Source organism: Ruegeria sp. CF8 (genome assembly GCF_056537285.1).
Map to the genome: position 1 here is coordinate 47,727 of NZ_JBQFRG010000012.1, position 12,328 is coordinate 60,054.

At 56.9% G+C, this 12,328-nt stretch carries 14 protein-coding genes; 4 read left to right on the forward strand and 10 right to left on the reverse strand.

The annotated features are described in order from the left end of the window. Positions 1-2: 2 nt before the first annotated feature. From ACR0EV_RS21310 to hmgA, 5 genes are all read right to left on the reverse strand, one after another. Entirely contained in the window at positions 3-1,613 is a 1,611-nt protein-coding gene (locus ACR0EV_RS21310) for an FAD-dependent oxidoreductase (RefSeq protein WP_480801934.1), read from the reverse strand. Between the two features lie 132 nt (positions 1,614-1,745). Continuing rightward, a complete protein-coding gene (locus ACR0EV_RS21315) occupies positions 1,746-2,696 on the reverse strand; it encodes an MBL fold metallo-hydrolase (protein ID WP_171096234.1) in 951 nt (316 codons plus the stop codon). 87 nt (positions 2,697-2,783) lie between these two features. Continuing rightward, positions 2,784-4,040 carry a fumarylacetoacetase gene (gene fahA / locus ACR0EV_RS21320; protein ID WP_480801935.1) on the reverse strand — a complete coding sequence of 419 codons (1,257 nt, stop codon included), beginning with the start codon at positions 4,038-4,040 and terminating at the stop codon, positions 2,784-2,786. Between the two features lie 21 nt (positions 4,041-4,061). Further along, positions 4,062-4,685 carry a LysE family translocator gene (locus ACR0EV_RS21325; RefSeq protein WP_480801936.1) on the reverse strand — a complete coding sequence of 208 codons (624 nt, stop codon included), beginning with the start codon at positions 4,683-4,685 and terminating at the stop codon, positions 4,062-4,064. Next, positions 4,682-6,037, reverse strand: coding sequence for a homogentisate 1,2-dioxygenase (gene hmgA, locus ACR0EV_RS21330; protein WP_480801937.1), 1,356 nt, complete (start codon positions 6,035-6,037; stop codon positions 4,682-4,684). Before hmgA ends, ACR0EV_RS21325 begins: the two co-directional genes overlap by 4 nt. A 57-nt stretch (positions 6,038-6,094) precedes the next feature. Between hmgA and ACR0EV_RS21335 the strand changes: the two genes are divergently transcribed. Continuing rightward, a complete protein-coding gene (locus ACR0EV_RS21335; RefSeq protein WP_480801938.1) occupies positions 6,095-6,547 on the forward strand; it encodes a MarR family winged helix-turn-helix transcriptional regulator in 453 nt (150 codons plus the stop codon). A gap of 60 nt (positions 6,548-6,607) precedes the next feature. Further along, positions 6,608-7,858: an adenylate/guanylate cyclase domain-containing protein gene (locus ACR0EV_RS21340; RefSeq protein WP_480801939.1), complete on the forward strand. Its 1,251-nt coding sequence runs from the start codon at positions 6,608-6,610 to the stop codon at positions 7,856-7,858. Between the two features lie 212 nt (positions 7,859-8,070). Here ACR0EV_RS21340 and ACR0EV_RS21345 read toward each other — a convergent pair whose 3' ends face one another. The 3 genes from ACR0EV_RS21345 to ACR0EV_RS21355 all read right to left on the reverse strand — a co-directional run bounded on the left by ACR0EV_RS21345 (position 8,071) and on the right by ACR0EV_RS21355 (position 9,839). Further along, positions 8,071-8,535, reverse strand: a complete 465-nt coding sequence (locus ACR0EV_RS21345; RefSeq protein ID WP_480801940.1) for an SRPBCC domain-containing protein — start codon at positions 8,533-8,535, stop codon at positions 8,071-8,073. A 3-nt stretch (positions 8,536-8,538) separates the two neighbouring features. After that, entirely contained in the window at positions 8,539-8,862 is a 324-nt protein-coding gene (locus ACR0EV_RS21350) for an ArsR/SmtB family transcription factor (RefSeq protein WP_480801941.1), read from the reverse strand. A 167-nt stretch (positions 8,863-9,029) separates the two neighbouring features. Beyond that, the gene (locus ACR0EV_RS21355; RefSeq protein ID WP_152457022.1) at positions 9,030-9,839 is read right to left on the reverse strand and encodes a division plane positioning ATPase MipZ; all 810 of its coding nucleotides are present in this window, start codon (positions 9,837-9,839) and stop codon (positions 9,030-9,032) included. 218 nt (positions 9,840-10,057) lie between these two features. On the opposite strand from ACR0EV_RS21355, the gene ACR0EV_RS21360 reads away from it, so the two are divergent. Both ACR0EV_RS21360 and ACR0EV_RS21365 read left to right on the forward strand, forming a co-directional pair. Further along, positions 10,058-10,945, forward strand: coding sequence for an AEC family transporter (locus ACR0EV_RS21360; RefSeq protein WP_480801942.1), 888 nt, complete (start codon positions 10,058-10,060; stop codon positions 10,943-10,945). A 92-nt stretch (positions 10,946-11,037) separates the two neighbouring features. Further along, positions 11,038-11,409: a VOC family protein gene (locus ACR0EV_RS21365; RefSeq protein ID WP_480801943.1), complete on the forward strand. Its 372-nt coding sequence runs from the start codon at positions 11,038-11,040 to the stop codon at positions 11,407-11,409. 71 nt (positions 11,410-11,480) lie between these two features. Here the strand turns inward: ACR0EV_RS21365 and rpmE are convergent, their stop codons facing one another. After that, entirely contained in the window at positions 11,481-11,702 is a 222-nt protein-coding gene (gene rpmE / locus ACR0EV_RS21370) for a 50S ribosomal protein L31 (protein WP_170428949.1), read from the reverse strand. A gap of 11 nt (positions 11,703-11,713) precedes the next feature. Then, a complete protein-coding gene (gene rplS, locus ACR0EV_RS21375; protein ID WP_170575547.1) occupies positions 11,714-12,097 on the reverse strand; it encodes a 50S ribosomal protein L19 in 384 nt (127 codons plus the stop codon). Between the last annotated feature and the right edge of the window lie 231 nt (positions 12,098-12,328).

Genomic DNA, 12,328 nt, shown 5'->3' on the forward strand with positions numbered 1-12,328 from the left:
GCTTACTCCTTGCCACAGGCTCTGCGGATCGCATGCCGGAAACTTTTTTCTTCGTAACTGTCGCGCCGCGCTGCTACATGCTGATCCGGGCGGATCAGGTACACTGCACTGGTTGCATCACCCAGGTAACGACGTTTGAGCGCCAACGTCAGGTCGTCTTTGACCGACAGTGCCAGCCGGGTGACTTCAACCCCATCCTCTTCCAGAGCGTCTGGGGCATCGGCATCAATGGTCAGCAAGGTGAACTTGCCGGCCAGCTTGGGCAGCAGGAATTCATCGCCCAGCGGAGCGTCCGGGCAGGCCGATCCAGGGCGTGTGCAGGCCGGGCCGTTCAGCGCATCGGCCGAGTTCAACGAGGACCCGTCATAGGTGCAGGGCTGGCTTAACCGGCCCGAGTTCACCAGAGGTCGGGCAAACTCGTACTGTTCGCTCAAATCCAGAACCGCATCGCGCAGAACCCGCGACATCTCGGATTTTGGTGTGATGAAATCGGTCGACCGGCTGGATTTTTGGATGTTCTCGTCCGCGCCTTGCACCCGTTCGGAATTGTAGCTGTCCAGCAGGCTTTCAGGCGCTTTGCCCTCGAGCACCAGTTTCAGTTTCCAGCACAGGTTGTCGGTATCTTGAAGGCCCGAATTTGCCCCGCGTGCGCCAAAGGGGCTGACCTGATGCGCACTGTCGCCCGCAAACAGAACACGCCCCTTGCGGAAGCTTTCCATGCGGCGACACTGGAAGGTATAGATCGAGACCCATTCCAGCTGGAACTCGACGTCTTCGCCCAACATCGCCTTGAGGCGGGGGATGACATTCTCGGGGCGCTTTTCACGCTCCTTGTCGATGTCCCAGCCTAATTGCAGGTCGATGCGCCAGACGTTGTCAGGCTGCTTGTGCAACAGCGCAGATTGCCCCCGATTGAATGGCGGATCGAACCAGAACCAGCGTTCTGATGGGAAATCGGCATCCATGATCACATCCGCGATCAGGAAGTTGTCTTCGAACACACGCCCTTCGAAATCAATGCCCAGCATCCGGCGGGTGGGAGAGGTGGCTCCGTCGCAAGCGATCAGCCATTCAGCCTCAAGCGTATAGGGGCCTTCTGGGGTTTCGACCTCCATCCGAACGTGATCTTCGTGCGTGCCAATAGCCTCGACCTTGTTACGCCCACGAATTTCAATCGGTGCGCCTTCAGCCTGAAGCTCGCGCACACGCTCAACAAAGTAATTTTCAAAGTGGTATTGCTGCAGATTGATGAAAGCCGGATTGGCGTAGCCTTCATCCGGTTGCAGGTTGAAGTCATAGACCTGACGATCGTCGAAGAAGACCTTGCCGCGATCCCACAACACGCCTTTGTCGACCAAGCGGTGTCCACATCCCAGACGGTCGGCAATTTCCAATGTGCGCTGAGAAAAACAAATGGCGCGACTGCCGAAACTGACTTTGTCATTCTCGTCCAAAACCACGACCTCGACACCGTGTTGGGCCAGATCAATGGCAGCGGCCAAACCAACCGGACCGGCGCCAATCACGATGACCTTGCGCCTGACGGGCGTGGGGCTGTCTTGGTCCGGGCTGCGTTCATAGCCGTAAAGCGGTGTTTCAAAGATCTTGTTCATGGGCTCCCCCAAAGCAGATGCACCAATGTGCTGCATATCATGCCCCCTGGCGGCAGGCGCCGGAGGCCTCGGCTTATGGTTTCATCGAATCCCGCCGCGTAAAACGATCTGGATCAAACCGGGTCGTTTTTGTCAGCCTTGCAGCGCTTCCCACATCTCAAGGTCGCGCTGGGCGGTCCAGATACGCGGCGTGTCGATACCGCGCGCTTCGTCGTAAGCGCGCGCTACGTTGAACGGCAGGCAGTGTTCGTAGATCGCGTAGTCAGCGAATTTCGGGTCACACTCGGCGCGTACGGCGTCCCAGGCTTCCTTCAGGCTGCCACCGCGTGCAGCCACCTTGGCGGCCGGGCGGTAGGTGCTGCTGACGAAATCGCGGGTGTTCTCGATTGCGGCGTTTACCATGTCTTTGCCAACCAGCGCGTCACCCCGACCTGGTGCAATGGCATCCACGTCGAACCACTTGATTTCGTCCAGCGTGTCACCCCAGTCGCTGAAATGCCCGTCACCACAATAGCAGGCCGAGTGGTACTCGACGATGTCGCCTGTAAACATCACGTTCTGATCCGGCACATGAATCACGATGTCCCCGGCGGTGTGTGCGCGGCCCAGATGCATCAGGTCCACACGACGGTTGCCCAGATAGACGGTCATCGTGTCGCTGAACGTGGTGGTGGGCCAGGTCAGGCCGGGGATGCTTTCGTGTCCCTCGAACAGGCGCGGAAAGCGTTGGAACTCGCTGTCCCAATCCTCTTGCCCGCGTTCCACGACCATGGCGCGCGCCATGTCTGACATCAGGATTTGCTGAGCGCCAAAAGCGCTTGCGCCCAGAACTCGTACTGCGTGGTAGTGGGTCAGGGCAACATGCGTGATCGGTTTGTCGGTGACCGAGCGGACGCATTCGATCACCTTGTTGGCAAGACGCGGTGTCGCCTGCGCCTCGACAATCATCACGCTGTCATCGCCGATGATGACGCCCGAGTTCGGGTCGCCTTCGGCCGTAAAGGCATAGAGCCCTTCGCCCACTTCAGTGAAGCTGATCTTTTTCTCCGACATGTCCCCCTGGGACGCGAATGCTTTGGCCATATTGGTTTTGTCCTTTTGCGCTTGCGCGGAAGGCTGCGGTTGGAAGCCTCCGGCGGGAGTATTTGGAAAAAAGATGAAGTCAGTGCGTCATCGTTCGAAAGGGGAAGTAAGGGCAGGCAGAACGGTGCCAACACAGTCACCGAAGCCGATTATATAGCCGTCGCCATTGGCCGCGCCGGTCAGGGTCAGTGTGTCGCCGTCCTCGATGAAGCTGCGGGTTTCGCCGCTGTCCAGTGTCAGAGGTTCCTTTCCGCCCCAGCTGAGTTCCAGCAACGAACCGCGTTCAGGTTTGGTTGGCCCGGAAATGGTTCCGGATCCCAGCAGGTCGCCCGCATTCATCGGGCATCCGGATGTGGTGTGATGGGCCAGTTGCTGCGCGGCGGAGTAGTACATCTGGTTATAGTTGGTCTGTGCAATTGTCGTGGCAGGCTGCCCGGCCGGTGCCATGGTGATCGACAGATCGATATCATAGAGCATCGGGCCGCAGTCTTTTAAGTGATCCAGCAACTCGAACTCACGGGCTGGCGTGTCGCAGCGGAAAGGCTCAAGCGCTGCCTTGGTGACAATCCAGGGGCTGATTGAGGTTGCGGTGGCTTTCGCCTGAAACGGGCCCAGCGGCTGGTATTCCCAAGCCTGGATGTCCCGCGCCGACCAATCGTTCAGTAAGACATAGCCAAAGATATTGTTGTCCGCCTCCTGCACCGAGATCGGGCCATCCGAAGGGGTACCGACAATCGCGCCCATCTCAAGCTCGATGTCAAAACGGCGGCTGGGCAAGAAGGCGGGCAGGTCCTGATCGGGGGATTTCAGTTGCCCCCAGGGGCGGCGAATATCCGTACCTGATACCACGACCGAAGACGCGCGGCCGTTGTAGCCAATGGGGATGTGCAGCCAGTTCGGCGGCAGCGCGTTTTCCGGCCCGCGGAACATCGTGCCCACGTTGAAGGCATGGTTCCGGCCCGCGTAGAAATCGGTGTATTCGCTGACCGCAAAGGGCAGGTGCATCTCGGCATCGCCTTGTTGGACAAGCAATGGTTCAACCTTGCTCTGCTCGTCCGAACCCTCGGCCAGAAGGCTGATCAGACGTTCTCGCAGGGCGGCCCAGACAGCAGGGCCTTCTTCCATCAGCGGGTTCCAGAACGGCACGTCGAACAAAGGCTCATCGCTAAGGGTGATCAACCCTTTGGCTTCGGCGGCGGTGACGTCGAGGATCATGTCGCCGATGGCTACGCCGCACCGGGCCTCATCACCCTCGGTCGAAAAGACGCCATAAGGCAGATTGTTCAGTGGGAACGGATGTGTCGCGTCATTGGCCGACGTCACCCAGGATGTCATTAGAGGCATACGATGTCCCTGTTTTGTTGATTAAGTTGAAGGGCGAAGGGATTTCAGCCCCAACAAGATAGCAGCCAGGATCATGAAGCTGCCGCCAATGCGGTCAAGCCACAGCTTTGCCGGACCTTGCAAACGGCGGGCCAGCCAACTGGCGCTGCCGCCATATGCGGTCAGGAACAACCCGTCCATGACCAGATAGGTGGCCGACAGAATGGCGAATTGCGGCCAGAAGGGCAGTGCTCCGTCAATGAACAGCGGGAACAGCGCCGCAAAAAAGACCACAGCTTTGGGATTAGCGGCAGAGGTAATAAACCCCTGCATCCAAAGCGATTTGCGACTTGCCTTGGGCGCGGTTTGCGCATCAGACCCGCGCGCCTTGAGGATCTGTTTGACCCCAAGGTAAACCAGATAAGCCACACCCAGCCATTTGATGACTGTCAGCGCGGTGGCGGATGTGGCAATCAGGGCGGCCAGGCCAAGCCCCGCCGCCAACATCTGCAGAAAGTTTGCCGTCAGATCCCCGGCTGCGGTGAACAGCCCGCGCCGAAGCCCGTTGGTGGCTGAGTTCGACAACATCAGCAACTGGCTGGGTCCCGGCGTGCTCATCAGCAGAAGGACAGTTGCCACATAGGTGAACCAGATATCCAAGCTCATTTCTTACCCGGCGTTCCGTCGAACTTTTTCTCAAGCGACGTCCAGCAGTCGATATAGTCATCCTGCAACGGCGCTTCGGTGGCGGCAAATGGCGTCAGATGCTGCGGGAAGCGGGTTTCGAACATGAACGACATCGTTTTGTCCAGCTTGTCCGGCCCCAGGTTGGAGTATGATGCCTTGTCAAAGGCTTCCCTGTCGGGGCCATGCGGGATCATCATGTTGTGCAGGCTTGTGCCACCGGGCACGAAGCCCTGAGGTTTCGCATCATACTGGCCGTATATGTTGCCCATGAGCTCGGACATGATGTTTTTGTGGTACCACGGCGGGCGGAACGTGTCCTCCATCACCATCCAGCGTTCGCGGAACAGAACAAAGTCGATATTGGCCGTGCCGGGCTGGCCCGAGGGCGCCGTCAGAACCGTAAAGATCGACGGGTCGGGATGGTCGAACAGGATCGCGCCAACCGGGCAGTAATTGCGAAGGTCATATTTGTAGGGCGCATAGTTGCCGTGCCATGCAACCACATCCAGCGGGCTGTGCCCGATCTTGGTGGTGTGGAACTGGCCGCACCATTTGATCGTCACGGTCGACGGGGCTTCGCGATCTTCAAACGCGGCAACAGGCGCTTTAAAGTCGCGCGGGTTGGCCATGCAGTTTGCTCCGATGGGGCCACGGCCCGGCAGTTCAAACTTCTGCCCGTAGTTTTCGCAGACAAAGCCGCGCGCTGGGCCTTCCAGAACCTCGACCCGGTACAGCAGGCCGCGTGGAATGATGGCAATTTCCTTCGGTTCCAGATCGATGATGCCCAGCTCGGTCGCAAAACGCAGGCGTCCTTCCTGCGGAACAACCAACAGCTCGGAATCGGCCGAGAAGAAATAGTCATCCACCATGGATTCGGTGACCAGATAGATGTGGCTGGCCATGCCCACTTGCGTGTTCACGTCCCCCGCCGTGGTCATGGTCCGCATCCCGGTCATCCAGTTCAGACCTTCATCAGAATGCGGTACCGGGTCCCAGCGGTATTGGCCCAGGCTGATCACATCCGGGTCGATGCACGGCGCAGACTTCCAATAGGGGAGGTCGATTTTTTCGTAGCGGTGTGAGTGCTTTACTGATGGGCGAATGCGATAGCACCAGGTGCGCTCGGGCGGGTTCGCAGTGAAGGCGGTGCCGCTCAGCTGCTCTCCGTAAAGGCCATAGTTGCACCGCTGCGGGCTGTTCATGCCCTGTGGCAGAGCGTCGGGCAGGGCCTCGGTCTCAAAGTCGTTTCCAAAGCCGGGCATATAGCCGGCATGTGTGCCGACCGGCGTTGCAGCCTGTGTCAGCATGTGCGGATCACTCGGACGATTCATGATGGTTTCCTCCGTTTGCTGCTTGTCGGGTAATAGTTGATTTTGTAACTAACAAGCATGACACACGTAGAATCCAAAAAAAATGATGAGTTTGATCTGCAGAATTTTCTGCCCTTCCTGCTGAACCAGGCGGCTGAACAGGCGTCATTGGAATTTCAGAGCGTCTACAAAGGCCGTTACGGGATGCTCAGAACCGAATGGCGGGTGCTGTTTCATCTCGGGTTGTTTGGCGAGATGACCGCGAAAGAGATTTGCGAACGTGCCAGAATGCACAAGACCAAAATCAGCCGCGCGGTCGCCAAGCTGGAACAGCGTCGGTATTTGAAACGAACGCGCGACGAAGCGGATCGGCGGGCGGAATGGCTGACACTAACACCCGCTGGGCAAACCGTGTATCGTGACTTGCATGGCGTCGCCGCAGACTATGATGCGAAACTGTCGGGCCTGTTCGATGCGGAAGAAGCCGCTCTGCTGCGTAAGATGCTGCAAAGATTGGCTGGTTTGGACTGACCACTGGCAATTGATGTGTATGATCCCCAAATTGGACCCATGCTTGATACGGACACAAATATGACTTCGTTAGATTCTTCCTCGGTTCCTACGCACGATCTGATCGATTGGTTGGTCAGTAAGGGGCTTGAAGGTGCCGGGCAGGAAGAATTGCTGGAAGGCTTTTGCGCCCGGCTGGTTGATATGGGCATTCCGTTGATGCGGTTTCACGCGGCGCAGTCCACATTGCACCCAGTTTACGGCGGTATGGGTTACAGTTGGTACAATGGCACAGGTGGTGAGTCCGAGCGGTTTGAAAATACCGATGAACCCAGCGAGGTTTGGCAGCAAAGCCCGCTCTATGCCCTGTTGCATGAAGATCTGGATGAAATTCGGGTCAAACTGGTCGACCACAATGAACCCAGTCGCTTTCCCTTGCTCAATGATCTGCGGGAAATCGGAGCGACAGATTATTACGCGACGGGCTTATCTTTTGAAGGGGCCCAGCAGTTGCGCCCTAGCGGAGCTAAGAAGGTCAGCGATGGTGTTCTGATGTCCTGGACCAGCGACGCGCCGACCGGGTTTGACGACAGCGATCTGAACCAAATTCACACCGTACTGCCGCATTTGGGACTGGCGCTCAAGTCCGCCAAGAACCAGAACCTGACCAAGGATCTGATGCGGGTTTACCTGGGTCGGGATGCTGGTCGTCGGGTTCTGTCTGGCGAAATTCAGCGCGGGTCTTTGCAGCAGATTGATGCGGTGATTTGGAATTTCGACCTCGAGGGTTTCACCACATTGTCCGAAGACCTTCCAGGGCATGAGATCATCGACATGCTGAACGACTATCTGGCGGTGGCCGTGGGCGTGGTGCATGACCGGGGCGGAAACATCCTTAAATTCATGGGCGACGGACTGATGGCTATGTTCGATCTTGGCGAAATAGACGAAGACGCCCGCGCCGCGCTGAGCGCCGTGCCTCTGTTGCAGTCGCGTATGGATGCGTTGAACACCCAACGACAGGAGCAAGGTCAGCCAGTAGCCAATTACACGTTGGCCCTGCATTCGGGCGAAATTCTCTATGGCAATATCGGTTCCGAGACTCGGTTGGATTTCACAGTCATCGGCCCGGCCGTCAACCAGGCCGCCCGTATTGCAGGGATGCACCGTTCTCTGGGCCAGAGGATTCTGATCTCGGACGACGTCGCTCGTGCTGCGCAACCCTGCGCGCAAGAGCTTGTTTCGGTTGGTCGCTATATGCTGCGCGGTGTGAATGAACCGAAAGAGCTGTTTACGGTGTACAGTCCCGACGGGCCATCAGAAACCGATTGAAACTGAGCCTATTCCTAAGTTGATAGACCTTGCGGAACGACTTAATTTCGCTGGACGTGAGCGGTGTGATTGCTCGGGTTGTCGATTGTGTTCAGACTTCAACCAATGGCCGGATTGAGCCCGGACCTACTAATTGCTGCACGCCGCTCGAATGGCCCATTGTAGCTCCGCCGCGTGGAAGAATGAGCAGCCACAAAGCTCCTGCTGCGCAATTATGCGACCTTTTCAGTCAGCATCGAGGTCAGATTCTGAAGTGCCTTCGTATAGCCGTCGCGATGACCTTGGACGCCGCCCTTTCCTACAAACGACGTAACCTGATCAGTAAGATGCAAAATAGTGGTTCCATCTGACGCTTTGGTCAGGTCAAATGTGATGAGCGCGATGGTCAGCATGTTATCGCCCTCCCAAAGCTCCTCGGTGAAGGTGATAAGCCTTCCTTCTTCAACGAGGTGGTAAGCGACATCCATGCGCCAATTCAGTTCCTCACCGCGTGTGCCGCATATGCCCGTCTCCGAACCGCCTGTTTGGACGTTGCTTTCCAGAATTCGAATTTCGGTTGTGTCGTCAGGTGCGGACCACTTCTCGCGGGCTTTCGGGTCCGCGTAGGCTCGGAAAACGTCCTCGGGCGATGCTGGCAGCGATTTTTTCAGCGACACGGTCTCGTGGTGAATATCCATGGGTCAGTCCTTTTTGCTGTGGGTGAGATGTTCGGAAAGTTTGTCGAGGCGCGCTTCCCAAAGCGCGCGGCGATCCGAAAACCATCTTTCAAGCTGGCCCATCGCTGCCGGGTTAATCGAGCAGGTTCGCACTCGGCCGACTTTTTCGCTCGTGATGAGACCTGATCGTTCCAGAACCCCGAGATGTTTTGTAAATGCCGGCAGGGCCATGTCAAAAGGCTCTGCTAGTTCGCTGACGCTGGCTGGGTCCCGCAGTAAGCGCTCCACGACAGATAATCGGGTAGGGTCAGCAAGAGCGTGGAACTGCAAATGCAAATGGTTATCCATTTGGTTAAGTTATGACGCATCCTGCACTGTGTCAATATCACTTCGCCAATTGGTTAAGTTTTAGTGCAGAAACTCACTTCTGCTGGCACTTCAGCGCAAGAAGCTGACAATTTTTCAACGCTCATGAAGGTCCGCTTCGACCGCACAGCAGTCGACAAAGTATTGGATCAGAAATCAATCTCCACGCCCGGCAAATTCAGCTCTTTCATCATATCACGCAGCTCTTGACGGGCGGCGATGTTCGAGATGTTCAGCTGCTTGACGCCGATATCCTTGAGGTCCAGCAGGGTCAGGCCACGAGGGAACAGCTCGCGGAAGATGACGCGTTCGGAAAAGCCCGAAGCGACACGAAAGCCAATACGCTGCGACAGCATCTCGATCGCGCGCTGCATCTTTTCTTTGTTGACCATCCGCTGTGTACCAACGCGGTTGCGAACCACAACCCAGTCGATGGGTTTCAGCCCGGCTTGTGCCCGCAGCTGACGCGCGTTCCACACCATTTCGGAATAGACTGATGGGCCGAGGATCTTTTCACCCTTCGAGTCAATCCGCGCCAACAGGTCGAAGTCGATGAAACTGTCATTTAGTGGCGTGATTAGCGTGTCGGCCAACGAGTGCGCCACCTGGCTGAGCCGGGTGTGAGAGCCCGGGCAATCGATCAGGATGAAATCGCTGTCACTTTCCAGCTGCGATACGGCGGCGGACAGGCGATGGTCATAGATGTTTTCGCCTGGTTTCAGCGTGGCGGCGTCGATCTCGGGCAGGTCGTGATGGCGCGGGCTGGGCAGGGTCAGGTCCGAGCTTTTGAGGAAGTTGTTGCGGTTCTCGAAATACCGCCCAAGACTGCGTTGCCGCAGGTCCAGATCCAGCGTGCTGACCTTGTGTCCCAATCGGGCCAGCGCGGTGGCCACATGCATCGACACGGTCGATTTGCCTGCGCCACCCTTTTCGTTCCCGACCACAATGATATGTGCCATGCTTGTATTCCCAAGTCCCGCCGTGCTTCACTACACGTTGTTGGCACCCACTATATGTTGTGTCGCGTTGGAAGAAAAGAACCTCAAGCGGCGGTTTGGGGCAATATCAGACCCTAATTTGGAAAACTCAACGCGACGCGCAGGTTACAGAAGGGCGCTTGCCAAAGCACCGGCCCTGATTCACAGTCCGCATACCGGTTCAGCAGGGAGAATATGGCTTGGAGCACCTGTTCCTTAACGTTTTGAACGTGGTCTTGCCGGTTCTGATCTGCGCCGGAATCGGTTATGGCCTTGCGCTGATTCACGCCCCATTTGACAACAAGGTGATAGGTGGGATCGTCTCAAAGGTGGGCTATCCTACGCTGATTATTTCGCACCTTTCGACGACCAAGTTGGCGGTGAGCACCTTTTTGGACATGATGACCGCAGCCGCTTTGGCGGTGGCAGGGTTCGGCGTGTTGGGGTTTGTCGCCCTAAAGGCCCTGCGCCTGCCGGTCAGGGCGTTTCTGACTCCGTTGATGCATGGAAATGTTGGCAATATTGGTTTGCCGATCACTCTGCTGGCATTGGGTGATGCGGGTATGGCCTATACCATGGCGTTTGTCGTGGTTGTGTTGATCAGCATCTTTACTGTCGGGATGTGGATCCCTGCCGGAGAGTTCTCGCCCCGGAAACTGGCCTCTTCACCTATTATCTATGCTGTGGCGCTTTCACTGATCCTGATGGCAACAGGAACCAGTCTACCGCAGCCGATTGCAAAATCCTTTGATATACTCGGAGGGCTGTCGATTCCGCTGATGCTGCTGACTCTGGGCCATACTTTGGCGACATTGCAGGTGAAAAGCCTGGGGCGGGCGATCTTTTTGACGCTGATGCACTTAGCCATGGCTGTTGCTATCGCCAGCGCATTGATTTGGCTGTTCGGGTTTACGGGACCGGAACGGGGCGCGGTTATCCTGTGTTGCCTTATGCCGTCGTCCGTGGCGACTTACCTTTTCATCGATCAGCATGTCCCTGAATACGGGCCGGACGTTGCAGGCTTTATTCTGGTCTCGACGCTGGCGACGATACTAGTTCTGCCGGTGGCGCTGTCTTACTGGATCTGACCTTGGGGTGATGTCAGTTTCGTGACTTGTAACCCGGCGAACCCTAACAGACTATGTGCTGGAAATCATGCAGCATTCAAAAGGGTTCGTATATGATCGGATATGTAACCATCGGTGTTTCCAACTTGGACGCCGCCAAGTCGTTCTATACCTCACTGTTCGAGGACAAAGGTGCCAAAGTTTTGATCGACGCGGGTCGTATCGTATTTATTGGCAATAATCCGGCGGCACCAATGCTGGCCGTTTGCGAACCCTATGACGGCAACGACTGCGCGTCCGGAAATGGCAATATGATATCTTTTCCTGCCGACACCAAAGAGGCTGTCTCAACACTGTACAACAAGGCGATCAGCCTTGGCGCGACTGACGAAGGCGAACCCGGGCAGCGTGTGCCCGACCGGTTCTACGGCGCTTATGTGCGTGACCCGGACGGTAACAAGCTTTGCTTTTACGTGTTTGGTTAGATCCTTGCTTGCAGGAGCAAAGAAAAAGGCCGCCCAATTGGGCGGCCTTTCGCATTTGTAGCGGGTCGAGCTTAGAAGCCCAGACCTTCGTATTTCTTTTTGAACTTCGACACACGGCCACCAGCGTCCATCAGGCGCGACGAGCCACCGGTCCATGCCGGGTGCGAAGAGGGGTCGATTTCCAGAGCCAGCTGGTCGCCTTCTGCGCCCCAAGTGGATTTCATCTGAACCACGGTGCCATCGGTCATTTTGACGTTGATGACGTGATAATCGGGATGGATGTCTTTTTTCATCTTTCCGCTCCTTACGCCTCGGCGCCAGCCTTGGGCTTGTAGTTGGTGACCTCTGCGATACGTGCGGATTTACCGCGACGGGTGCGCAGGTAGTACAGTTTGGCGCGACGGACGCGGCCGCGGCGGACAACGGTGATGCTGTCGATATTGGTCGAATACAGCGGGAACACACGTTCCACGCCTTCGCCAAACGAAATTTTGCGAACGGTGAACGATCCGGCGATGCCTTCGCCGTTTTTGCGCGCGATGCAGACGCCTTCGTAGTTCTGCACACGGGTGCGCGACCCTTCGGTCACCTTATAGCCGACACGGATGGTGTCACCGGCTTTGAAGTCGGGGATGTCTTTCCCCAGGGCGGCAATCTGTTCCGCCTCAAGCTGTGCGATCAGGTCCATCGCAGGTACTCCTATCTGCTCGTGGTTGGTCCACGAAGTTTGGGCACGGCCTGAGAGCTCTTGGTCTTCATCGGGTCCTGCACGCAGCCCGCCAGAGGTCAGATCGACTGTTCCTTGGGTCTGGTTTCATCTGACACCTCCCTGCCGAAGAAAGCGGGGCGTTACGCCATGATGCAAACCAAAACACCGGAGTCGCAGATTGCGGCACCGGATTGCGGTCGTTTAAGGGGA

Coding starts and splice junctions, on each gene's coding strand:
- ACR0EV_RS21310 (WP_480801934.1), bottom strand. CDS start 1,613: ATGAACAAGATCTTTGAAACACCGCTTTACGGCTATGAACGCAGCCCG.
- ACR0EV_RS21315 (WP_171096234.1), bottom strand. CDS start 2,696: ATGGCCAAAGCATTCGCGTCCCAGGGGGACATGTCGGAGAAAAAGATC.
- fahA (WP_480801935.1), bottom strand. CDS start 4,040: ATGCCTCTAATGACATCCTGGGTGACGTCGGCCAATGACGCGACACAT.
- ACR0EV_RS21325 (WP_480801936.1), bottom strand. CDS start 4,685: ATGAGCTTGGATATCTGGTTCACCTATGTGGCAACTGTCCTTCTGCTG.
- hmgA (WP_480801937.1), bottom strand. CDS start 6,037: ATGAATCGTCCGAGTGATCCGCACATGCTGACACAGGCTGCAACGCCG.
- ACR0EV_RS21335 (WP_480801938.1), top strand. CDS start 6,095: ATGACACACGTAGAATCCAAAAAAAATGATGAGTTTGATCTGCAGAAT.
- ACR0EV_RS21340 (WP_480801939.1), top strand. CDS start 6,608: ATGACTTCGTTAGATTCTTCCTCGGTTCCTACGCACGATCTGATCGAT.
- ACR0EV_RS21345 (WP_480801940.1), bottom strand. CDS start 8,535: ATGGATATTCACCACGAGACCGTGTCGCTGAAAAAATCGCTGCCAGCA.
- ACR0EV_RS21350 (WP_480801941.1), bottom strand. CDS start 8,862: ATGGATAACCATTTGCATTTGCAGTTCCACGCTCTTGCTGACCCTACC.
- ACR0EV_RS21355 (WP_152457022.1), bottom strand. CDS start 9,839: ATGGCACATATCATTGTGGTCGGGAACGAAAAGGGTGGCGCAGGCAAA.
- ACR0EV_RS21365 (WP_480801943.1), top strand. CDS start 11,038: ATGATCGGATATGTAACCATCGGTGTTTCCAACTTGGACGCCGCCAAG.
- rpmE (WP_170428949.1), bottom strand. CDS start 11,702: ATGAAAAAAGACATCCATCCCGATTATCACGTCATCAACGTCAAAATG.
- rplS (WP_170575547.1), bottom strand. CDS start 12,097: ATGGACCTGATCGCACAGCTTGAGGCGGAACAGATTGCCGCCCTGGGG.